The organism is Legionella micdadei, from assembly GCF_000953635.1.
Taxonomy (GTDB): Bacteria; Pseudomonadota; Gammaproteobacteria; order Legionellales; family Legionellaceae; genus Tatlockia; species Tatlockia micdadei.
In genome coordinates this window covers 1,084,965-1,108,301 of record NZ_LN614830.1, presented here as the reverse complement: position 1 = coordinate 1,108,301, position 23,337 = coordinate 1,084,965, and the positions used below count along the sequence as shown (strand labels likewise).

Here is a 23,337-nt window from a genome sequence, read left to right as displayed (position 1 = left end):
ATTAAAAATAGATTTTATATCGTATGCCAACCATGTAATTAATTGCGTTCGCCACTGAGGAAGCTTGCCCCCTTTCTAAATAAATTAATAAGGAATCACGGCCAAAGACAGTTCCATTTATTCCTCCTTTTATATCGTTTGAGAGGCGGGTGATGGAGTTATAAAATAAACTAGCCCACAAATAAGGACGCCATACATGGGTATATTCCTGAATAGTATCACCAAAACTAAAGTATCCTCCAGCCTCCCTGTAAGTTTGGGGGATTAATTGCTTAAAATCTGAATCAATTATACTGGGTAACTCGGATATATCCGATATTTGCCCTGGAGCAAGATTTGGAAATAAACGGGTAACATTGCCGCTAAAACTTCCGTTTCTATTGAAGGTATATAGGTGACCAAATACACCTAGGGTGAAGTCAGGATAGTTTAGGAAAAACTTATGTTGCAATGTGGCGAACAAATTACACCCACTCGCTAAGTAATGCCTGTCTTGAGAATAATATTTAAGCCCCTGTACTTCTAAAGATAAAAGATCTTTTTTTGTTATATTGTTATACAATATTAAGTTGATTTGATCTTGTACTCCCCCAAGCCGCAAAAAAGAGTTCTGGAACACTTCTTGGTTATAACCCAACAAAAGGTTTGCAGACCATTTATGCCCAAGTTCATAATTAATATCAATGGAAGCCGGTATGAAACCACTTAGTGCTTTTCTATAACCTAAAGTATATTTTACTTCCCCTCGATGAATTTTTTGCTCCAATTTAATTTTGGTTTGATAATCATTAGGCACATTTGTTATTTGATCAGGTTTATTTGATTTTACAGACCAGGCGCTCAAACTAGGTGTTAACCTTAAAGAGTTTGTCAGCCTAAACCGGGTTTCAAAATTTGTTTTCGGCCCTACGACGTCAATAAACTGTTCATACTGCTCACCAGCCTCAAAATAACTAGCAAGCTTCAACGCATATATCGTATATTCAGGAAATATTTCGTGTGCTGTAGGGCGGTCAGTGAGCTCTTGAAAAGCAAAATCTACAGCTAATGGGAGATTTTCTAAGCGTTCGGCAGCATTAATACGATCTGAGCGTGGCCAAGCCCTTTCTTTATGCTCAATAATCGTTTGCAAGGTTGGTAAATCATTTTGTATTAAAGCTAAATTGATACCGGCCCAATCAGGTAATACATTGTGATAATAATTTGCTTTAAAATAAGCCATTAAGCCGTAATAATTCCTAGGTACTATCCAATTTAATAGGATATTGAGATCATCAAGGTTTAATTCCTTACTAAGCATCGTATTGAACAGCTCTATTTGATCCGTGCCTGATACAAAATGGGGAGAAAGTTGAGCAATCGCTTGCAATGATTTTTTATCGAAAAATGAAATTTGACTTGCTTTTAATAATTCTTGTTGCCAAATAACTAGCCGCATATCATAAGCGTCCTGGTAGCGTTTCGCCCTTTCCAGCACAGCGGTGTAGTCTATCAGTATCTGAGCATCTGGCCATGTTTCCAAAATATGCTTTTGGAAAACTAAAATTGAGGTGTAAAAACGATTTAAGGTATCAAATCCCTGGGCAAACACATGCCATATATAGGGGTTATCCATTAAATTTTGTTCAACGACATACTCCATCAACTTTTTTATCCATAAATCTTCGCCATTTGAGATTACTAACCAGAGTAAATCGCTTGTGACCTGGTACATTTTGGGATGTAGGCTTATCGCTTTGAGTAAAACCTTCCTTTCTAAGTCTTGGGCACCCAGTAACGCATAGTAATAAGCTTGCGTTTGCCAGAACAATTCATTTTTCTCGACTAATTTTAATTGCTTGTCAGACAAGCTGAGCAATAGATGAGAAATCAACCGCCAGTTATTGAGCCGTTGGGCTAAATTTAGGGCTGATAAGAAAAATTGGGGATCCTTAAAATCATGCCAACCTTTCAAACTATACTTGAGGGCTTGCAAAGGGTTATTTGCTGTTTCAACTTGAATAAGCGCTAACACCGTTGATAGATCATTGGGTAACCGAGAGTAACTCAATATAATCATAGGCCTATCATTTATTATCCATGCTAAATCCGCAAGAGTCTGCCAAAAATCAATGTCTTTGTTTTTAGCGACTGGTATCCCCCGCTTTAAAACCTCAACAGCTTCCCTAAATTGTCCCCTTGAATAATAGATGACCGCTTGTGCCATAACGCTTTTAACGCTAGGCCCATACATTGCGTCAATTTTTTGCCATACTTTTAACTCATTGTCCCATTGACCCAAGTCATCATAAATCTTCCCAGACAGCTCATAAGCAGCCTCGGTAGGATTTTTTGAGTTTATGCTTTGTAAAGTGGATAAAGCCCGCTGTGGTTGCCCTTCCCGATTTTGTGCTTGCGCTAATTCAACATAAGCTGCTGTATCATTCGGTTGTTTTGCAAGATACATTTTCAATGTATCAATCAACACGCCTTCGAAACCCAACGTTTTTGAAACCTTAATCAGATAATTCAATGCTGTAGGGTCTTTAGTCCTGTTAACGACATAAAACCATTCCTTCAAGCCTGTGCTGTAATCCCCAGCCCAAAGGGCAAGCTCGCCAAGTTTCTTCCGCCAAGTTAAATTATTTGGCCTATTTTTTACAGCAATGAGGGCAAGTTGATATGCATCGGAAATGTGCGCGTTATAAACCATGGTTTGCACGGCTAATTTAAACAAATCGTCGTTATAGGGCATTGTTTTAATTTGATTAATCATTTCCTCGGACAACAAAGTATCTGATGGGGCTTTTAATTGGGTAAAAAGTGATACTGGCTTCTTTGTCTCTTTCAATAACTTTTGCAAATTGGCAAAAACGAGTTGATAAGTATTTAAACTAAATAGATAAACATCGGAAACAGGAAAATGATAGGTTAGCATGTGAACTGTAAATTTAGCCCATTGATTGTTATTAAAAATTATTTTAACTTTCCCAGCTATTTTATTTAATAAATTATAAGGGTTTATACGCAGTGAAGCGGTCTTGGGTTCATAAGAAATGAGGGTATTTGCCTTATGATTACCATTATAAGAATAAGGTTTCGTGTTAACGGATTGTTCCGTCATTGAAAGCAGATGAGAAGGTATTTCCGTTCCTGCGAACGCTAATTGCGCTAAGCTTGGATGGTCCAGTGGTTTATCTTCTAAGACGGAAGAACGAGTCTTTTCTGGAATCATTATTTGATTATCACGAGTTTCTGCTAAAGAAAAAGGTTCGGTATTATTGGGTGATCGTCCTTTAGCAGCCGCCCTTATTCTCTGTTCTTCCTCTGCAAGCCCAAGAAATAAATTCTTCTCCCAATTTTGATCCTCCTGATGTTCATGGTTTTCGCAATTGTTATGGGTGAAATTACTCATGTTCTGATTTAGCAAAGAAAATACTTGAAATTTGTCCCTCTCAATTCTTTCCTGATTTTTTAAAGTCACATCGATCTCTTTCGGGGTTGACAACAACGGTGATTGATAAAGCGATTGATCATCAGGGGCAATGGCAACGAGGGGGCTGTCGTTTACTGCAGAATTCTCAAAACCGATCAATAAACTACTCTGCCAATTCCGCTCATTCTCCTCGATTAAATTCTCATTAGACGTTTGCGCGCTTAATTGTGAACTTTGGGCTGCGTTAACTGGTTTTGGGTCTTTTGAAGCAGGTTGTCCCCCCCTCACGGTTTGTTTCTCAATAACATTACCTTCGATTTTCTTTTGTCTTCTAAGTTGGGAGAATTGGCCAGAATGCGGAACGATGCCTTGTGAGCCTGATATCTGGCGCTTACCTAGTTTGACCCATTTTTTGTTTGTTGCTGGAAAAGCAATCCTTCTTGTTTTTAACTGTTTCTTAGTTTTTTTTAACTCAGCGTACCTTACTGGGTTGAGATGTAATTTCTTATTTTTTGCTGGCTTTATCCTTTGGGCTTTTGCAATCTTAGCTAGCAGTTGATGGCTAATATTAATCAGATTCGCTGCATTTGGGATAGGTCCAATAATGACATTGTATCGAATGGGAATACCTTTAACCGGTACGATATGAACAGGGTTATCCGTTTGTTTGGCGATCAGATTCTTGAAATTGACAGCATTCGCATGGCTTTCAAACGAACCGAGCTGCAATATATATTTTTGAGTTGAATATTTAGGAACCTTTAAGCGGATTCCTTGCTCTAATCCGTAAATGGTGGTTGTTTTGCTGGAAGACAGGGCATAGGCTTGGTCAAACAGTATGAGCGGTGCGCAGCACAGTACAACCAAAGATGACTTTCCCATGTCAAGCTTGCTCCACACGATTTCTTACCGGTTTCAGCATACCAAAAATACAGAAATGTACAAGTAACCGCCTACCTAGTTCCCACAACAGCCGTCTTTAACGCGGCATCGGAGAAGATAAGAGGCCAATACTGATAATTATTTGATCAAGATCAAATTGTGGGAAATAGCAGTAAGCACGGTTGTCTCATTTTTAATGGGTGCAGCCTGTAACTGTAAGTGATAAACCTAGAACATCGAAAATTTGTAATATATAATAAGGGTTTGATGGATTGAGAAGGAGTTCATTGTGCTAAGAAAATGGATTTTTTTATTCGTAGTACCTTTATTTCTACTTACTTCTTGTGCCAGTGTTCTCAATTACAGCTCATGTGTGCCAGTTGATCTTAATTCCAAAATAGCGATTATTCCATTCGCCAATAACACTGAAACTCCTTTAGCTGGCGATAGAGCCATGTCGATAACAGCTGCGGTCTTAGAGTCCCGCGGTGCATGTTGTGTTGCAGTGTATCAACGTCGTCAACAGGGTAAGGTTTTATTTCCGGGAATGACTGTGGTTGAGTCACGGAAAACTTTGTTGAAGTGGGCCCAAAACATCCATGCACGTTATGCGCTCACAGGTAGCGTCAATGAATGGACTTATAAGGTAGGTTTAGATGGAGAGCCTGTGGTGGGCATCTCCTTACAACTTCTTGATGTGAAAACGGGGCGCATTCTTTGGACGGCTGTCGGTAGTTTGAGCCGAGGCAGTCGGACTGCCGTAAGTACAGCCGCACAAATATTAGTCAACAACCTGCTCAATGGATTATTCCGTACCAATTGCCCCGGTGGTAAAGTTCCTTATGTTAAATAAGAAGGAAGTTGAACATGTGATGACTGGGTGGGTAGAGTCGTTTGTGATAACGGCTCTATTTATATTTGTGAGCGAGATTTTACAAAACCCGTTGTTTTTAGAAAGCTCTTTTCCCTGGATATGGTTCGCTCCAGTACTTGTTGGTTTACGTTATGGTTTATGGCCAGCAATGATGAGCATTATTTTGTTTTTATCAACCTACCTTTATGACCATCCTGAGCAATTATATACGATACCCTTTCAATTATATCTCTTAGGTGGTTTTTTACTGACTCTTCTTTGCGTGATTTACCAGAGGATCGGGGAAAAAAAAATCCGCTACAGCGAGGAAATTTCAACCTACTTACAAAACAGGATCCAGACAACTGCCCATGCTTATAAAGTAGTTTTATTTGCCTACCAACACCTCGAGCACAGCCTCATTTCCAATCCTGTGACCCTTCGGAGCTCTTTAGCGGAATTAAGAGAACTTTTGGCTAAGGGCCATGACAAATTAGAACCCGAACTGATGTACCGTTTTTTAAACATCTTGGCTTCCCATTGTGGTTTAGAAGCAACCGCTATTTTTCCTGTTGAAAACAACCATGTTTTTGCCCAGCCGATCGCCTCAATTGGTTTTGTAAAAACACCATCGCAGGAAGATTTTTTAATCCGAGAATGTATAGAAAGGCAAGCAATCACATACATCACCACTCAGCAAATCTTAAAAGAATATTGGGGCAATTATTTAATAGTGGCCCCTTTTTTAGACCAAAATAACGAGGTGTATGCCCTTTTAGTGGTACAAGAAATGCCATTTTTAAAACTTAACATGGATAACTTAGATAGTATCGATTTATTTTTGAACTATTTTACCGAAGGCAATTGCGACGTAAATGCGGATAAAATCTTAGAAAAATTTCCAGATTGTCATGTCGATTTTGCGAATGAATTACAGCGATTAGTTAAATTAGAAAAAAATACAAAACATGATAGCGCCCTTTGTGCCTTTTTATTTTTAGACAACCCGCACCGGGAAGAGTATATCTACGTAATAAAAAACGAAATTCGAGGGATTGACACGTATTGGGAAACCAGCAAAGAAGGTCAAAAAATTTTATTAATTATAATGCCTCTGAGTAATCGCTTAGCCATTGAAAGTTATAAAAACCGTATTGTTAGCCTGTTATTAGAGAAATTCAATATTGAGTTAAACGGTAAAGAGATCAGGTTTAAATCATGCCTTCTCTCTTCATTCAAGAACCCTGTTGATCTAATCGATGATATGCTGAATATAAAATGAACATAATTGCGCAATTATTTTTTCTCATTAGCCTGATAGTTGAATTTAATGCTGCGCATTTACTTCTTGAAAATAAGATCGGAAACGCCTTGATATCCCATCTTATCGTAAGCAGCCTTGTTACGTTTACAACCCAAATATATCTAAGCGGTGCCTTTAGAAAAATAGACTGGCCTTTCTATTTATTTGTTTTTTTATTAGTTTGTTTTGTTCCCTTTGGGGGAATTTTGATTAGCCTTTTTATCATCATCAGCATTCACCGGCTTCGCACTAAATTTCATGAGCATGCAGAAATATTAGATAGTGCTATAAACATTACCCAACTGAAACCAGTTCATTTCAAATATGGTGCGGGGGGAGCATTAAGAAAACTGATGCATCATGAATATAATCCACTTGAGCGGACTGGTGCTTTGTTTGCAATAGGTCAGGAAAAGTTCTCTGATATTAATAAATTCATGTATGAACTGCTGGTCGATGATAGTGATGAAATTCGTTTATTGGCCTTTAAAATCTTAGAGCAACAAGAGACTATCATTACAGAAGATATTAAAAAAACACTGCAGATCCTTAAAAACCAGGACTTTGAGAGTGATTCAGAAAAACATGCAAAATATGAGAAGAATTTGGCCATGCTCTATTGGGAGCTCGTATACAGTAATTTGGTTTTCCAAGAGTTAGAAGCATCCATTTTACAAAAAGCATTATCTTATACCTTATCAGCGCTGGAGAATTTACATGAGGATGCTGTCTTATGGACTTTACTTGGCAAGATATATACTCGTATACATCAGTATAGGAAAGCAGAGGAAGCTTTTGCCAAGGCTATTTCATTTAATGTTTCCCCCTCCCAGGTATTACCTTATCTGGCGGAAATTAAATACAAAGAACGCAACTATGTTGCAACAAAGGAATGTTTGAATTTAGAAACCCTCCTCGATGTGCCACTTGTTGCTCCGGTTAAAAAATTTTGGGACCTCACATGAAGCATTTATACTTCCCCACTGCACAAGAAGCTGATATTTGCTTGATCCTTGAAGGTACTTATCCCTTTGTCGGCGGCGGTGTAACTCACTGGGTCAGTGAATTAATTCGTGTCTTACCCGAATATCGTTTTGCTATTATTTTTTTAGGCACACGCGAAGAGGATTATTCGGGTTTTCATAGTCCTCTTTTTGATAACGTTGTTCACTTACAAGCCCACTACCTCTTTGATATTCATGAATCACCGAAATTCACAACCCAAGATATTCCTCAGGAGATTAAGGAAAAAATTGAGGAGATGCATAAAAAATTTGAAACCTTCATCACCGATAATTCTGATACGATGCCTGAATTATTCGAACTACTAAAAAATAAAGACTACATTAACCGTGGGTTATTCTTACGTTCAAAGGGAGCTTGGGAATTATTAGTCAAACGCTATCATGAGAAATACTCCGAACAGTCCTTTTTTGATTATTTTTGGGGGATAAGAAATTTACACCATCCCTTTTGGACCTTAGCAAAAATTATTGATGATATCCCTAAAGTGAAAATTTTACACAGCGCTTCAACAGGCTACGCCGGTTTTTTAGGCGCTTTATTACAAAGGAAGTATAACCTCCCCTACATTATTACAGAGCACGGCATTTACACTAAAGAACGATGGATTGAATTGATGGGCTATTATTTTTTCGAACACATTGTTCAGGAGAATAAATCCTTAAATAAACGCCGAGGCTTGATTGATGTTTGGACCCATTTTTTTACCATCTTAGCAAAAGTTTCTTATCGCGCCGCCAACCCTATTATTAGCTTATTTGAAGAGTACAGGGAGCGCCAAATCAGGGATGGAGCACAACCCGAAAGAACCCGGATTATTCCGTATGGTGTCGACTTTAATCTTTATCCATTCCTCGGCAAAAAGCTTAATAAGGAAAACCCCGTTATTGCTTTTATGGGACGTGTTGTGCCTGTTAAAGATGTTAAAACCTTTATTCGGGCTTGTGCGTTGCTCTTCATTAAATTACCCAATGCAAAGGCGTGTATTGTTGGTTCAACCCAGATTGATGAAGAGTATGTTGCAAACTGTAAAAATTTAATTGAAATGCTTGGGTTAGAAGAAAAATTTGAATTTTTAGGCGAACAAAATGTAATGCAAATCTTTCCTACCATCGATTTATTGATGCTAACCTCTATTACAGAGGGTTCACCCTTCGTTATCTTGGAAAGTTTTGCTGTCGGCATTCCTGTTGTGACAACTGACGTTGGCGGTTGCCGGGAGTTAATTGAGGGCAAAAGCGCTGAAGATCAAGCGCTTGGTTTAGCTGGACGATTGGCAAATCTTGGTGATGCAGAAGGCCTATGCGATGGTACCTTCGAGTTATTGACTAACGAAACCGCATGGAACAGCGCCCAAAAAGCAGCACTAGAAAGAATTAGAAAATACTATAGTATGGAAAAATTAATAGAAAACTACACATTAATCTACGAAGAAGCGCTCTCCCATGGCCGGAATAGGATTTGATTTATTAAGATTATGGAAACAGGGTTCGTACCAAAGTTTGATGCGGGCCTATACCTTAACAACAATGATGGTTTCAGGGCCAGGCTTATTCATTGTCGTTAGTTTAGGGATTGTTTGCTTTTTTACCCTATTTTCGACGCTTAATTATCTAATTGGTTACCAATTTCTTTCAGTAGTGACTTATTTGTTATCAAGCAGCATGATAGTTAGTGCTTTATTGCAATATACTTTTACCCGCTTTATGAATGATCAACTATTTTCCCGGGACTTTAAACAAGTAAGCCCTAATTTTATTGGTATTCTCTTATTGCAACTTATCATCAGCATTTTTTTTTCGATACCCGTAGTATTTTATTTTTTTTCTGAGCATAGCCTGATTCTCAAATTACTGCTCATATCTAATTTTATTATTTTATGCATGATTTGGATGTCTGTCGTCGTGTTAACTGGAATTAAAGCCTATCGCCTTATTATTTGGGGATTTGCTATAGGTTATTACGTGATGATAGTTGTGCATTTATTATGGGGAAGACCTGATATCCGCTTTCTCCTATTAGAATTTTTATTGGCACAAATTATCCTACTCTTCTTCTTGCTGTATGCGATTTTAGATTATTACCCTACCAATGAATGCATTAAATTTGATTTTTTGAAAAAAGAGAACTTTTATTTCACCTTAGTATTCTCCAATTTTTTCTATGCGATCGGATTTTGGGTTGATAAATATCTTTTCTGGTTTAACAGTGACACCGGATTTCTGATATTCCCCCCTTTGCGTTTATCCCCTCTTTACGATTTACCTTTGTTTATAGCCTACATATCAACCATTCCCGCCTCTTCGGTATTTTTACTTCAAATTGAAGCAAATTTTGCATTGAAGTATCCGAGTTTTATGCAAACCATTTTTCAACATAAAACCTTGGATGAAATCAATGCAATTCGGGATGAGTTGGTATTGGCAGGTCGAGGGGCCGTCCTTAGTTTATTTAAAACGCAAACAACCATGATTATTATCATGCTTTTATTGGCATGTTTTCTTTTTTCAGTACTGCAAATTCTTCCTATCTATTTAAATCTATTATTTATTCTTCTTATTGCGGTTGGCCTAAATGTCATTTTGTGGGGTTTGTTAAATATTTTATATTACTTGACACAATACCTTCACGCCCTTTACGTAAGCATTCTTTTTGCTGTAAGCAATTGCCTCTTCACCCTCATTACACTCCATGCTGGCCCTTACTATTTTGGATATGGTTATGGTTTTAGTGTGCTGTTATCCATTGCTTTTGCGTTGATTTTCATAAACAAAGATTTTAAAGACCTTGAATATTATACCTTTATGATGGCAGATTAAGGCAAAGTCTTTTCTCTCGACCATTGCAAAATCCTTTATACAGGGCAAAAATATAAAGCAGATAAAAATAACAACCTTCTCGGTTTATATCTCATGCGGAGGAAAAAAGGTCAGGCATTTATGCAAAAACACTGGGTAACCGGGAACGTTAATCTTGGAGGAAAAAGTAGTGTTTGGGTTTTTGTCCTGCACTAGCGGAAAATCTTTAGAATAGTCCTTTTTAAGGGCTATAATTCGCGTATAATTTAGGTATGATTTCTATTCCCAACAGTTTAGCCTGGGCGCATCCTCTCGTTCGTGATTGGTTTATTAACAAATACAATTCCCCAACTGAACCACAAGAACAAGGATGGCCATCTATTTTGGCAGGCTTCACCACACTCATTTCTGCCCCTACAGGTTCAGGAAAGACGTTTGCAGCTTTTTTGATTTGTATTGATCAATTAGTAAGACAATCATTGACCGATTTAGCTGATCAAACCAGTGTCATCTACATTTCACCGCTAAAAGCCTTAACGAACGACATTCAAAAAAACTTGCTCGAACCACTCGAGGAAATTCAAGCTTTAGCCAATGAACGCGGTTTGCATATGAAAGAAATCCAAGTTGCAGTAAGAACGGGAGATACACTGGCTAAAGACAGACAAGCGATGTTAAAAAAACCGCCTCATATTCTCGTGACCACACCCGAATCGTTTTATTTGTTACTAACAGCTGAAAAAAGCCGCACCATTCTTAAAGATATTAAGACAGTTATTGTGGATGAAATTCATGCACTCGCCAATAACAAACGCGGCTCACACTTATCGCTCTCGCTGGAGCGGCTCGAAGCATTTACCCTTCAAAAACCGGTACGAATCGGCTTATCCGCAACTCAAAAACCACTTGAGCTTGTTGCTGACTTTCTAGCAGGCATAGGCGGCCCACGTCCGGTAATTGTGAATATTCGTCATAATCGACACTTAGAACTTAAGGTCGAAACACCTGAAACCGAATTAGGAGCTGTGGCCACGAATGAAATGTGGGATCAGATTTATGATCGCATTGCTGAATTAGCCCGTCAAAATCGCTCCACTTTAGTGTTTGCTAACACAAGGCGCTTAGCTGAGCGTGCAGCCCACCATCTATCAGAACGGTTAGACAAGGAGAAGGTGGCAGCCCATCATGGCAGTTTATCACGCAAATTACGTCTAGCTGCAGAAACTCAATTGAAAACGGGCAAATTACAAGTCCTTGTCGCCACAGCCTCTTTGGAATTAGGGATTGATATCGGCACAGTCGATTTAGTCTGCCAACTTGGTTCCCCTCGCTCGATTGCCATTGCCTTACAGCGTATTGGCCGGGCAGGCCACTGGCGTGGCGCCATTTCCAGAGGCATTTTTTTTGCCACAACCTGCGACGAATTACTCGAATGTGCCGCCCTTGTCTATGCGATCCGCACAGGGGATCTTGATCGATTAATTATCCCAGAAGAGCCACTGGATATTTTAGCCCAGCAAATTGTTGCAAGTTGCGCAACTAATGACTGGTCTGAAGAGCAATTATTCAATTTAATCCGAAAGAGTTATCCCTATAGAAATTTATCGCATCAAACATTCACCGCTTTATTACAAATGTTATCGGACGGAATTGCAGGTTCTCGAGGACGGTATGGCGCCTATCTGTTTCGGGATCAAGTTAACGGGGTAGTGAAAGCTCGTCGAGGCAGCCGTTTAGCCGCCATCACCAGTGGTGGCGCCATACCCGATAACAGTTTATTTACGGTCATCACCGAGTCAACTGGTGTTGTGGTGGGCACACTTGATGAAGATTTTGCTATCGAGAGTAACCGTGGGGACATTATTTTACTTGGTAATACTTCGTGGCAAATAAAACGTATCGAGAGCGCAAAAGGCCGGGTTTTCGTTGAGGATGCGCATGGCGCTCCGCCGAGTGTTCCCTTCTGGCTTGGCGAAGCCCCTTCAAGAACGGATGAGCTTTCCGTGCAGGTATCTAATCTGCGTAACCGAGTTCAGAAGATGTTATGTGACCCTGACAAACCTGTCATCCCGAGCGTAGTGAGGGATCTCCCGGCTCTTGGCAGTAACCTCAAGAAGATCCCTCATAATGTTCAAGACTGGCTAGTCACCCACTGTGGTCTGGATGATCATGGCGCCCAACAAATCCTTAACTATATTCAAACAGGCACAGCTATTTTAGGCAATGTTCCGACACAAGAAACAATCATTGCGGAACGTTTTTTTGACGAATCCGGGGGCATGCAGCTCGTCATTCACTCGCCTTTTGGGGCACGAATTAATAAAGCATGGGGGCTTGCATTAAGAAAACGGTTTTGCCGTTCTTTTAATTTTGAGCTCCAAGCGGCGGCAACCGATAATGGTATCGCGATCTCTCTCGCTGAACAACACAGTTTTCCTCTGGCTGATGTCTTTCATTTCTTGCACCCGAATTCCCTGCGCCATGTTTTAACCCAGGCTGTCTTGCAATCGCCGATTTTTACCACCCGATGGCGCTGGGATGCGTTGCGTGCATTAGCAATCGTGCGTTTTCGCGGCGGACGAAAAGTTCCTCCCCACATTTTGCGTATGCTTGCTGATGATCTTTTAGCTGCGGTATTTCCTGATGCCGCAGCTTGTCAGGATAATTTGGCGGGACAAGATATCGTGCTTCCTAATCATCCCCTTATTAACGAAACAATCAAAGACTGCCTAACCGAAGCACTCGATATCGAAGGACTGATTAAAATTTTAAATCAGATTGTGGAAGGAAAAATTCAATGCTTGGCAGTTGATAGTCCTACCCCCTCTGTATTCTCACATGAAATATTAAACGCGAACCCTTATGCGTTCCTTGATGATGCCCCTTTGGAAGAACGGAGGGCGAGAGCGGTTGAGATGCGTAGAATATTACCAGAATCCCTGCTTAAGGAAATTGGCCAATTAAACCCAGCGGCAATCATGGATGTGCAACAACAAGCATGGCCAGATATCCGTAATGCAGATGAATTACATGATGTTTTACAAACCCTAATTGCCCTACCGACTGACATTCATTTAAACGATCACCAAAAATCCCTTCCTTCTTGGGATAGTTTCTTCGCTGAACTCAGCGCACAAGGGCGTGCTGGGAAAGCCTCTGCCGATCATCATTTTTTTTGGCTAGCAACAGAGAAAGTACAGGCTTTCCAAAGTATTTACCCCAAAGCGATAGTCCATCATCAGCTTAAACCCTTAAAACAGGAAGAGCTTAAACCAGAAGAAGCAATCATCGAAATGATCCGTGGATGGCTGCAATACCTTGGGCCTGTAACAAAAGATGAACTGGTTGAAATTTTAAGGCTTGATGCCAGCGAAGTAGAAAAAACTCTTTTAAAATTAGAGTCCACAGGATTAATCCTAAGAGGCCACTTTAGGGCCACTAACCAACTTGAATGGTGTGATCGCCGATTATTAGCCCGAATTCATGCCCTAACCCTGGGCATTCTTCGAAGGGAAATAGAACCAGTTACTGCGACTCAATTCATGAATTGGTTATTCACCTGGCAACATCTCGCTCCTGGCTCACAATTACGAGGTGAACACGGTCTGCTGGAGGTAATTAAGCAATTGCAAGGGTTCGAAATTCCGGCGAATGCCTGGGAGAAATTAATCTTTGCAAAACGCATTAAAGATTACGATAAGGATTGGCTGGATCATCTTTGTTTCACTGGGGTCATTGGCTGGGGTCGTGTCTCCCCACATCCAGCAATGTCTGTCACCTTAGACGAAGAGGCTCAATTCAAACGGATTCTGCCAACCAGTGTTACACCCATTACTTTTTTTGTACGCGAAGACGCGGCTTGGATGGCTGGCATACCTCAAGTTAACCCAAGTGATTTGCAAGTTTTAAGTCATACGGCACAATCTATTTACCGCTTCTTAAAGGAAAATGGTGCATCATTTTTTATTGATATTGTGGAAGGAGTGGGTGATCTCAAAACCCAAGTTGAGATTGGGTTATGGGAGTTGGTTGCAGCAGGTCTAATTACTGCCGATGCTTTTGATAATCTACGCGCACTCATTGATCCTCATCGACGTTCAGGCAGACGGGGCCATCGTCTCAACCACCGGCCAGCTGCCGGACGTTGGTCTTTACTCAAAGCAAAAAAATCAGCTAGCCCAACTCCATCTATTGAAGCAATCTGTACCATGCTGCTCAAAAGATATGGCGTTTGCTTCCGTGAGCTTCTGGTTAAGGAAAAAATTGCCCCAAGTTGGCGAGATTTACTCACCGCATTTCGACGTATGGAAGCTAAAGGAGAAATCCGAGGTGGCCGTTTTGTGAGCGGTTTTGCTGGCGAGCAATTTGCCTTACCCTACGCAGTAGAGTCACTACGCGCATTTAAGGGAAAACAGGTTCAAGAAGACTCGTTTGACTTTTCCGCTGTTGATCCACTCAATCTTGTTGGGCTCATCGTACCTGGAAAAAAGATTCCAGCCCTCTCAAAAAATCAAGTCACAATTAAACACTCCCCTCAATAAGGCAATTTGAATAATTACATCTCAATCGAAAACCAAACAAAACTGGATTAAATAGTCTATAATTTCAGTACCTCTCTAGCTAGGATATCGTTATGGACAAAGATACTACCATTCTAGTTAAGGCGTTAATTTTAGGAACCAGTTTAACGCTACCCACACTGAGTCTAGCCTTACCTTATGACATCTGTTCAGACTTATCAAGTTGCCAACCTTTAGCTAATCAGGGCAATTCAGAAGCACAATATAATCTTGGTATCATGTATGGCCAGGGCTTAAGTGGAGTTAGTAGGGACCCAACTGAAGCGGCTAAATGGTATGAACGCGCTGCAAATCAAGGAAATGTACCAGCAATGGTTGCAGTAGGAGACCTTTATTATGATGGTACTGGTGTCCCTAAAGATTATGCACGTGCGGTGAAATGGTATCAGAAAGCAGCAGAACAAGGATCAGCGAAAGCACAGGAATATTTAGGTTATGCTTATGAAAAAGGAGAAGGCATAGAACAAGATTATGCAAAAGCAGCAATTTGGTATACCAAAGCGGCTAATCAGGGCAATACTGCTTCAATGATCTCCCTAGGAAATTTTTACTATAATGGCAATGGCGTTGCACGCGATTACTCTCAAGCATTAAAATGGTATCAACAAGCCGCAGATTTAGGCTCCCCTATGGGACAAGACTTAGTCGGCTATGCTTATGACCATGGCGAAGGGGTTGCCCAGGATTATAAACAAGCAATGAATTGGTATCTTAAGGCTGCCAGGGGTGGGAATACTTTTGCATTGTATAACATTGGTCACCTGTATAAAGATGGTTTAGGCGTACCTCGAGATAATATTCAAGCTTACGCCTGGTTTTCTGCTGCTTCCGCTGCTGTACCTAATAATAAGGATTATCAGAATGCTAAAAATGATGCTTACACTTCAATTCCATCTGATAAACACCAACAGGCTGAACAAGCTGCCCAGGAGTTAATTAGCAAGTATGTAAGCCGGTAACGCGAGAAGAAATTGGTAGCGACTGATGGGGTTGCTTCTATTCATGGATAGGTTCACTAGATTATAGGGATTTATTATGCAATTCATTCTCTCCAGATCCACCCTACCGATTGGGATACGTAATTTTTCTGTCTATCCCCTATTGATCAGTAGCCTATTAATCCCTTCAATCCTGCAAGCCGCACAGCTCTTTCACCCAAAGGATATTCAATCACTGAAACAACACACCAAATTAATGAAGATAGCTTCTCTCGCTTACCACCCTCATTCCCTTATCAGGTTAGCAAGGATAGGGAGTATCGGTGGCCTGGGTGGAATAGGCGGACCCGGTGGTATTGGCAGGCCTGGCGGCATTGGCGGACCCGGCGGTATTGGCAGGCCTGGCGGCATTGGCGGACCTGGCGGCATTGGCGGACCCGGCGGTATTGGCAGGCCCGGCGGCATTGGCGGACCTGGCGGCATTGGCGGACCTGGCGGCATTGGCGGACCTGGCGGCATTGGCGGACCTGGCGGCATTGGCGGACCCGGCGGCATTGGCGGACCCGGCGGCATTGGGGGACCTGGCGGATGGTATAAATACTGATAATCAGTTATGTTATAGCCCGAAGTTGTCGCATAATGCGATTAAGTTAGGAATTTTCTTCGTTCGTTTTAGCTTTAAGTAAGTCCCTGATTTCCGTGAGGAGGGACTCTTCTTTGGTTAATTTTTCTGATTTTTCTTCACGCTTATGTTGCAAAACATTAATGAATTTAATAACAACAAAAATAGAAAATGCAATTATGGCGAAATCAATAACAGTTTGAAGAAATAATCCCCATTTTACTACCGCATCACCAATCTTGAAGGCCTTAGCGGAAATATTGATCCCCCCTAACAATAATCCAATCAATGGCATGATGATTCCATCCACAAGGGATGAAACAATTTTGCCAAATGCCCCACCCACCACGACAGCTACAGCAAGATCCACAACATTCCCACGCATGGCAAATTGCTTGAATTCGCTCCAAAAGCTCATGAATACCAACTCCCTTTGTCGTCAGGTAGATATGTATTATTATTTACCAATCGCCGCTACGCAGTTTGGTTCGGTTAATTCGACCGCTGCAACTACTCGCGACTCATCACGGCTATCGACCTCAAGCCGAAAGATACTGTGTAAAGCCCGGACACCCTCGTCCAACATCGCAGCATCAATTAATACCGATATCTTAATTTCAGAAGTGGCAATGAGTTGTATATTAATCCCTTTTGATGCCAACGTTCTGAACATGATAGACGCAACCTCCGGATGGCTTTTCAGTCCGGCACCGACAAGAGATAATTTTGCCAGGCCATTTGATCCAATCACTGAATTTGCACCAAAATCTTTAACAAGTTGGTTTAATTTGTTCAGAGTAGCTTGGTATTCATCGCGGTGAACAGTAAATGTAAAATCCGTTTTATCATTCGCAGACAAATGCTGAACGATCATATCGATGTTCACCCCTATCTCGCTTATCTCAGTTAAAATACCTGAAGCAAGGCCTGGCTTATCAGGAACACCGGTCAAAGTAATTTTTGCTTCGTTACGACTAAAAGCGATACCGGTTACCATGGGCGCTTCCATACTGCTTTTTTGCTGATACGTGATTAAAGTACCAGGCCCCTCTTGGGATGAAGAAAGAACGCGTAAGGGAATATTGTATTTCCCGGCAAATTCAACGGCACGAATTTGCAATACTTTTGCGCCTAAACTGGACAATTCCAGCATTTCTTCAAAGGTTATCTGCTCTAATCGTTTCGCATCAGGGACAATTCGTGGGTCAGTCGTATAAACACCATCAACATCGGTGTATATTTGACATTCATCGGCGTTTAAAGCGGCAGCAATAGCAACAGCTGTTGTGTCTGAGCCTCCGCGGCCTAGCGTGGTAATATTCCCATCTTTATCCACCCCTTGGAATCCAGCGATTACTACGACTCTGTCATGTTCAAGGTCTTTCAGTATAGGGGTGGTATCAATAGCTTGGATACGTGCTTTCTTAAACTGGCTGCAGGTTTGAATACGGGCTTGTCCGCCAGTATACGAGCGGGCATGGATACCACGATTAATTAAAGCCATGGCCATTAATGCCATAGAAACCTGTTCGCCAGTTGCAACAAGCGCTGCATACTCTCGTTCATCAGGAAATTCGCTGATCTCATTTGCTAACCCGATCAACCTATCCGTTTCTCCACTCATTGCAGATACAATAACAACCACTTTGTGGCCAGCTTGTTTTGCTTTCGTAACTATATCTGCCGCATGATTAATGTGCTTAAGTGTAGCAAGCGACGTTCCCCCGAATTTTTGCACTAATAATGCCATTTTCAGCGCCCCGTCTAATATGTTAACCCGCGTGTTCAGCGATCATTGCCTGAATTTGTGAAATCCTTTGATCCAGATCTTCAGGAACACGTCCTCCACCTTGAGCCATGTCTTCTCGGCCTCCACCTTTGCCACAAAGATGCTTTACTAGATCTGCAGCAGTCGGTACACGGCCTAAAAGGCTTTTGCTCACTCCAGCAACAACGTTCATCTTATCTTCACTGGTAGCAATCAACACAATCACAGCATCATCTAAGTTCGATTTTAATTGATCTAAAGTTGTTCTTAGTGTCTGATTATCCCTATTGTCCAACTGCTTCACCAGCAAGTTCACCCCTTTAATATTTTTTACTTCATTGAGTAAATCAGCACCTGACTTAGCAGCTATTTTTGCATTTAAGCGCGCTAATTCTTTTTCTTGGTGTTTTACATCATGCAAAAATTGTGACAACTTCTCTGTGACATTTACAGTATTTGTTTTTAGTTTGGCAGCAACCTCTTCCAACGCATCTAATTGCTGATTAACCCAATCCAAAGCATAAGCACCAGTAACCATTTCTATCCGTCTTATGCCGCTGGCAATCCCATATTCCGCGGTGATTTTAAAAAGGCCAATGTCGCCTGTTCTTGAAACATGTGTACCGCCACATAATTCTTTAGAAAATTTTCCTAACGACAGCACTCTCACGGAATCCCCATATTTTTCACCAAAAAGAGCCACAGCCCCACTTTTCTTGGCTTCTTCAATACTCATGATTTCGGTCACCGCTTCATCATTGGCACGGATTCTCTCGTTCACTAACACCTCTAACCGGCGCAATTGGGCTGGGCTAAGGGCTTCAAAATGAGAAAAATCAAAACGAGCGCGCTCGGCATCCACCAAAGACCCTTTTTGCTGTACATGCGGGCCAACGAGCGCTTTCAAAGCAGCGTGTAACAGATGGGTTGCAGTATGATTAAGACGGATTGCATTGCGTCTAGCGACATCAATGCGTGCATTAACTTCCTGGTTAACAACGAACTCTCCCTCGAGCACTTCACCATAGTGGACAATCGCTTGCCCTATTCGTTGCGTATCATCAACACGAAAAACAGCTTGGCCATCAAGCAACTTGCCACGGTCACCTACTTGCCCCCCGCTTTCAGCATAGAATGGGGTAGTTTCAAGGATAATCGCTCCCTTATTACCCTTAGTTAACTTAGAAATTTTCTTATGATCTGATAGCAACGCGGAGATTTTTGAATGCAAGCTCTCTTGTTGATAACCATGGAACTCTGAAGACTCAGCGAGTTGGGCTGAGACGGAATAATCGGCGGCAAATTGGCTTGCCGATTGGGATAACTCTCGTTGCTGCTGCATGCAGCGATTAAATTCTTCCATATCAATCGTTAATCCCTGCTCGCGCGCAATATCAGCCGTCAAGTCCAGAGGGAATCCATAAGTATCATACAGTTTAAAAACAACTTCGCCGGCAATTTCCTTCCCTTTCAATGATTGAATTTGTTCTTGTAATAAGCGCAACCCCTGTTCAAGTGTGCGGGCAAATTGTCCTTCTTCCTGTGCTAGAACCCGTTCTATTTGTTCTTTTTTATTTTCTAATTCTGGGTAAGCATCGCCCATCACCTCAACCAAAGGTTTTACTAAATTGCAGAAAAACGGAGTAGGTAATCCTAATTTATTGCCGTGGCGCACTGCCCGTCGGATAATACGGCGCAAAACATAACCCCTGCCTTCATTACTGGGAATAACACCGTCAGCAATTAAAAATGAACAAGCGCGAATATGATCCGCAATGACCTTCAAAGAAGGATGTCCAGGATTAACTGATGGTGGTGCAAGTTTGCAAATTGCGCGGATTAAATGTTGGAATAGATCAATATCATAATTATTGTGTACGCCTTGTACCACTGCTGCAATGCGTTCAAGCCCCATACCCGTATCGACAGAAGGTTTAGGCAAAGGATGCAGATGCCCTGCCTTATCCCGGTTGTATTGCATAAATACCAGATTCCAGATCTCAATATATCGATCACCATCTTCATCCGGGCTACCAGGAGGGCCCCCGGCAATTTCTGGCCCATGATCGTAAAAAATTTCAGTGCAGGGACCACAAGGACCTGTGTCGCCCATTGACCAGAAATTATCTTTTTCGCCACAACGGGAAAACCGTTCGGGTGAAACACCTAACTCTTTTAACCAAATATCAGCTGCTTCATTGTCATCTTTATAGACAGTAACCCATAAACGCTCAGGAGGTAGTTTGAGTACAGTTGTTAAAAATTCCCAAGCGTACCTAATGGCTTCACGTTTGAAATAATCGCCGAAACTAAAATTTCCCAGCATTTCGAAAAAAGTATGATGTCGTGCTGTATAACCCACATTTTCGAGATCATTGTGTTTGCCACCTGCACGTACACAGCGCTGGGCACTCACAGCCCGAGCATAGGGGCGCGTTTCTAAGCCAAGAAAAGTGTCTTTAAACTGCACCATACCAGCATTTGTAAAAAGTAAAGTTGGATCATTACCCGGTATGAGCGAGCTGGATTCAACGATTTGATGATTTCTCGCAGCAAAATAATCAAAAAATGCTTGTCTTATTTCTGAACTTTTCATGTTCTCACAATTCGTAGTTATCATTTAATAGTTTATGTAATTGTTCGCAGGTGCGCAAAAAAGTGCCCATCCTGCACACTGGCATTCAGGGCCACAACCCTTTCACGCAACCACTTCGGCAATAACCTTTGCGATAATATCAGCGGAAAATCCACGGTATAATAAAAACCGCTGCCGTTTTTGTAATTCCTCAAAAGATATATCGCCCTGATCCCTAAATTTTTTATGCCAAACCGCTAAGGCATAAGTTACCCAATTCTCTTGCTCTTGCTCAAGCGCATTATTGATTAATTCACGGTCGATGTGTTTAGCTTGTAATTCCTGACTGATTTTTAAAGGACCACATCCTTGACGAATACGAGTATGACACAACGTTTCAACAAACCGGGCGTCGCTTTGCAAACCAAGACGCTGACATTTAGCAATTGCTTCAGAAACCTCTTCAGAGCTATAACCTCTTTGTGCTAGTTTAGTTATGAGTTCACGAGCGCTGTGCTCGCGCCTACTCAATAGGCGCATCGCACAGTCAAAAGCGCTAGTCATCCACGCTCTCAAGCATTTCATCCTCAGCAATTGGTAGTTTTTTAACTAACAACTCAGCCCGGATCTGTTGCTCTAACTCCTGAGCGACTTGCGGATTTTCTTTCAAATACATCCGTACATTGTCTTTGCCCTGACCAATTTTTTCTTGTTTATAAGAGTACCAGGCTCCCGATTTTTCGATAAGTCCTAGCTGGGCTCCTAAATTGATGATTTCGCTCTCCCGAGAAATGCCTTCGTTGTAGAGAATATCAAAATCGGTGCTTTTGAAAGGTGGAGCCACTTTATTTTTAACCACTTTAACTCTTGTTTCACTCCCTAAAATCTCTTCACCTTTTTTGATTGAGCCAGTGCGACGTATATCAAGGCGAACGGAAGCATAAAATTTTAACGCGTTACCACCAGTTGTCGTTTCAGGATTACCGAACATCACCCCAATTTTCATACGAATTTGGTTAATAAAGATAACCAATGTATTAGAACGCTTGATGTTTGCAGTCAGTTTACGCAAAGCTTGAGACATTAATCTTGCTTGCAGGCCTACATGGGCATCACCCATTTCACCTTCGATTTCCGCTTTAGGTGTTAATGCAGCAACAGAGTCAATGATAATGACATCAACAGCGGCAGAACGAACAAGCATATCAGTGATTTCTAATGCTTGTTCTCCTGTATCAGGCTGCGAAACGAGCAATTCATCAACATTAACACCGAGTTTTGCCGCGTAACCAGGATCAAGGGCATGCTCTGCATCAATAAAGGCGGCTGTACCCCCTTTTTTTTGGCATTCTGCAATCACTTGCAAAGTTAATGTCGTTTTACCAGAAGACTCAGGGCCATAAATTTCGACAATACGCCCCTTGGGTAACCCTCCTATGCCTAGAGCAATATCAAGCCCTAATGAACCCGTTGAAATAGCCTCTATATCCCGGGCCACGTTGCCATCTCCCATACGCATCACAGAGCCTTTACCAAATTGGCGTTCAATCTGAGCGAGAGCCGCACTTAGTGCTTTTTGTTTATTGTCTTCCATAATAAGTCACCCATGTTGTGTGCAAAGGGCAAATTATACCCAAGATCCTTTAAAATGCTAGGTTTTGAAAGAAGTCTATTCATCCATAAAATTCATCAAGATAAGCAACAGCACCTTCTAAAGCTTGCTTGCAAGCGAGATGTCGTACTTTTTGACGGGAAACATCTGGGAAATAACAATGTAAGCTTCGCACAGGCAATTTAGGCATAGCCCAAGCAAACCAAACTGTACCAACGGGTTTTTCGATAGTCCCCCCATCAGGACCGGCAATACCGGTTACTGCCAGAGCAAGGTTAGCTACACTATGAGTAAGTGCACCTACAACCATTGCCTCAGCGACTGCTTTGCTTACTGCACCATGTACCCCTATGAGTTCTGGGTTAACACCCAACATTTCATGCTTTGCTAAGTTACTATAGGTCACGAATCCACGCTCAAACCACACTGAACTTCCGGGCAATTCAGTCAGTAATCCAGCAATCAATCCTCCAGTACACGATTCCGCAGTAGCAATTTTAAAATGTTTTATGCGTAATCCATCAGCTAGCTTCTGGACTAATTTAGTTAGGTTGTTCACTTCAATCTTCACCTACTCAACAATTCATTAAAAAAAAACCCCGCAACGCGGGGTTTAAAAAACTACTTTGAAAAACCTTATTGACCACTTTGTTGACCAGTTTCGCCAGTGGTACCAGTACCTTGTTGTTGCTGTACAGCATTAGTAGCGCCAGTTTCTGCTTTTCTTTCTGCACTTTCACCACAAGCAGAAAGTATAACTGCTACAAAAGCAGTGACTGCTAAAAGGGCCAAACGTTTCATAATCATTCTCCGTAGTTGATCATAGGTATTAACACCCTTAAATAGTCTAACAAAAATTTGCCTTAAGTGAAGGACTTATGAAGCGATTGCAGCAAATATAACTCTCCTTGTCCCAACCAAAGCTTTTTCTGGCTATTTAAGGTCATCCCTGAGGATGTACTTTTAAA

16 protein-coding genes are annotated in these 23,337 nt (G+C 41.4%); 8 read left to right on the top strand and 8 right to left on the bottom strand.

Annotated elements, in window-relative coordinates; translation table 11 throughout:
* Position 1: 1 nt before the first annotated feature.
* Positions 2-4,297 (bottom strand): tetratricopeptide repeat protein, encoded by a 4,296-nt coding sequence (locus LMI_RS04960; protein WP_045098808.1) that lies wholly within the window; start codon positions 4,295-4,297, stop codon positions 2-4.
* A 289-nt stretch (positions 4,298-4,586) separates the two neighbouring features.
* Between LMI_RS04960 and LMI_RS04955 the strand changes: the two genes are divergently transcribed.
* From LMI_RS04955 to LMI_RS15470, 8 genes are all read left to right on the top strand, one after another.
* Complete coding sequence (locus tag LMI_RS04955; RefSeq protein WP_052679456.1) at positions 4,587-5,150, top strand: hypothetical protein; 564 nt, start codon at positions 4,587-4,589, stop codon at positions 5,148-5,150.
* Entirely contained in the window at positions 5,140-6,432 is a 1,293-nt protein-coding gene (locus LMI_RS04950; protein WP_045098806.1) for a PelD GGDEF domain-containing protein, read from the top strand. Before LMI_RS04955 ends, LMI_RS04950 begins: the two co-directional genes overlap by 11 nt.
* Positions 6,429-7,418 (top strand): tetratricopeptide repeat protein, encoded by a 990-nt coding sequence (locus tag LMI_RS04945; protein WP_045098805.1) that lies wholly within the window; start codon positions 6,429-6,431, stop codon positions 7,416-7,418. The genes LMI_RS04950 and LMI_RS04945 overlap by 4 nt, the downstream gene beginning before the upstream one ends.
* Positions 7,415-8,941: a GT4 family glycosyltransferase PelF gene (pelF, locus tag LMI_RS04940; protein WP_045098804.1), complete on the top strand. Its 1,527-nt coding sequence runs from the start codon at positions 7,415-7,417 to the stop codon at positions 8,939-8,941. The genes LMI_RS04945 and pelF overlap by 4 nt, the downstream gene beginning before the upstream one ends.
* Positions 8,922-10,295, top strand: a complete 1,374-nt coding sequence (gene pelG, locus LMI_RS04935) for an exopolysaccharide Pel transporter PelG (RefSeq protein WP_045098803.1) — start codon at positions 8,922-8,924, stop codon at positions 10,293-10,295. Before pelF ends, pelG begins: the two co-directional genes overlap by 20 nt.
* A 251-nt stretch (positions 10,296-10,546) precedes the next feature.
* A complete protein-coding gene (locus LMI_RS04930; RefSeq protein ID WP_045098802.1) occupies positions 10,547-14,815 on the top strand; it encodes a DEAD/DEAH box helicase in 4,269 nt (1,422 codons plus the stop codon).
* 92 nt (positions 14,816-14,907) lie between these two features.
* Positions 14,908-15,813 (top strand): tetratricopeptide repeat protein, encoded by a 906-nt coding sequence (locus LMI_RS04925; protein ID WP_052679455.1) that lies wholly within the window; start codon positions 14,908-14,910, stop codon positions 15,811-15,813.
* 76 nt (positions 15,814-15,889) lie between these two features.
* The gene (locus LMI_RS15470; RefSeq protein ID WP_052679454.1) at positions 15,890-16,396 is read left to right on the top strand and encodes a hypothetical protein; all 507 of its coding nucleotides are present in this window, start codon (positions 15,890-15,892) and stop codon (positions 16,394-16,396) included.
* A 46-nt stretch (positions 16,397-16,442) separates the two neighbouring features.
* Here LMI_RS15470 and mscL read toward each other — a convergent pair whose 3' ends face one another.
* The 7 genes from mscL to LMI_RS15305 form a co-directional block, all read right to left on the bottom strand.
* Positions 16,443-16,832, bottom strand: coding sequence for a large conductance mechanosensitive channel protein MscL (gene mscL, locus LMI_RS04915; protein WP_045098801.1), 390 nt, complete (start codon positions 16,830-16,832; stop codon positions 16,443-16,445).
* A 39-nt stretch (positions 16,833-16,871) separates the two neighbouring features.
* On the bottom strand, positions 16,872-18,164 hold the full coding sequence (locus LMI_RS04910; RefSeq protein ID WP_045098800.1) for an aspartate kinase: 1,293 nt from the start codon (positions 18,162-18,164) through the stop codon (positions 16,872-16,874).
* Positions 18,165-18,186: 22 nt separating this feature from the next.
* Entirely contained in the window at positions 18,187-20,778 is a 2,592-nt protein-coding gene (alaS, locus tag LMI_RS04905) for an alanine--tRNA ligase (protein WP_045098799.1), read from the bottom strand.
* A 102-nt stretch (positions 20,779-20,880) separates the two neighbouring features.
* Positions 20,881-21,321 carry a recombination regulator RecX gene (gene recX / locus LMI_RS04900; RefSeq protein ID WP_045098798.1) on the bottom strand — a complete coding sequence of 147 codons (441 nt, stop codon included), beginning with the start codon at positions 21,319-21,321 and terminating at the stop codon, positions 20,881-20,883.
* The gene (recA, locus tag LMI_RS04895) at positions 21,314-22,351 is read right to left on the bottom strand and encodes a recombinase RecA (protein ID WP_045098797.1); all 1,038 of its coding nucleotides are present in this window, start codon (positions 22,349-22,351) and stop codon (positions 21,314-21,316) included. The genes recX and recA overlap by 8 nt, the downstream gene beginning before the upstream one ends.
* A 79-nt stretch (positions 22,352-22,430) precedes the next feature.
* Positions 22,431-22,928 carry a CinA family protein gene (locus LMI_RS04890; RefSeq protein WP_045098796.1) on the bottom strand — a complete coding sequence of 166 codons (498 nt, stop codon included), beginning with the start codon at positions 22,926-22,928 and terminating at the stop codon, positions 22,431-22,433.
* A 77-nt stretch (positions 22,929-23,005) separates the two neighbouring features.
* Entirely contained in the window at positions 23,006-23,170 is a 165-nt protein-coding gene (locus LMI_RS15305) for a hypothetical protein (protein WP_153280297.1), read from the bottom strand.
* Positions 23,171-23,337: the final 167 nt, after the last annotated feature.

What these genes read in the sequence shown, in the direction of transcription:
- LMI_RS04960 (WP_045098808.1), bottom strand. Translation starts at nt 4,297, where the DNA reads ATGGGAAAGTCATCTTTGGTTGTACTGTGCTGCGCACCGCTCATACTG.
- LMI_RS04950 (WP_045098806.1), top strand. Translation starts at nt 5,140, where the DNA reads ATGTTAAATAAGAAGGAAGTTGAACATGTGATGACTGGGTGGGTAGAG.
- LMI_RS04945 (WP_045098805.1), top strand. Translation starts at nt 6,429, where the DNA reads ATGAACATAATTGCGCAATTATTTTTTCTCATTAGCCTGATAGTTGAA.
- pelF (WP_045098804.1), top strand. Translation starts at nt 7,415, where the DNA reads ATGAAGCATTTATACTTCCCCACTGCACAAGAAGCTGATATTTGCTTG.
- pelG (WP_045098803.1), top strand. Translation starts at nt 8,922, where the DNA reads ATGGCCGGAATAGGATTTGATTTATTAAGATTATGGAAACAGGGTTCG.
- LMI_RS04930 (WP_045098802.1), top strand. Translation starts at nt 10,547, where the DNA reads ATGATTTCTATTCCCAACAGTTTAGCCTGGGCGCATCCTCTCGTTCGT.
- LMI_RS04925 (WP_052679455.1), top strand. Translation starts at nt 14,908, where the DNA reads ATGGACAAAGATACTACCATTCTAGTTAAGGCGTTAATTTTAGGAACC.
- LMI_RS15470 (WP_052679454.1), top strand. Translation starts at nt 15,890, where the DNA reads ATGCAATTCATTCTCTCCAGATCCACCCTACCGATTGGGATACGTAAT.
- mscL (WP_045098801.1), bottom strand. Translation starts at nt 16,832, where the DNA reads ATGAGCTTTTGGAGCGAATTCAAGCAATTTGCCATGCGTGGGAATGTT.
- LMI_RS04910 (WP_045098800.1), bottom strand. Translation starts at nt 18,164, where the DNA reads ATGGCATTATTAGTGCAAAAATTCGGGGGAACGTCGCTTGCTACACTT.
- alaS (WP_045098799.1), bottom strand. Translation starts at nt 20,778, where the DNA reads ATGAAAAGTTCAGAAATAAGACAAGCATTTTTTGATTATTTTGCTGCG.
- recX (WP_045098798.1), bottom strand. Translation starts at nt 21,321, where the DNA reads ATGACTAGCGCTTTTGACTGTGCGATGCGCCTATTGAGTAGGCGCGAG.
- recA (WP_045098797.1), bottom strand. Translation starts at nt 22,351, where the DNA reads ATGGAAGACAATAAACAAAAAGCACTAAGTGCGGCTCTCGCTCAGATT.
- LMI_RS15305 (WP_153280297.1), bottom strand. Translation starts at nt 23,170, where the DNA reads ATGAAACGTTTGGCCCTTTTAGCAGTCACTGCTTTTGTAGCAGTTATA.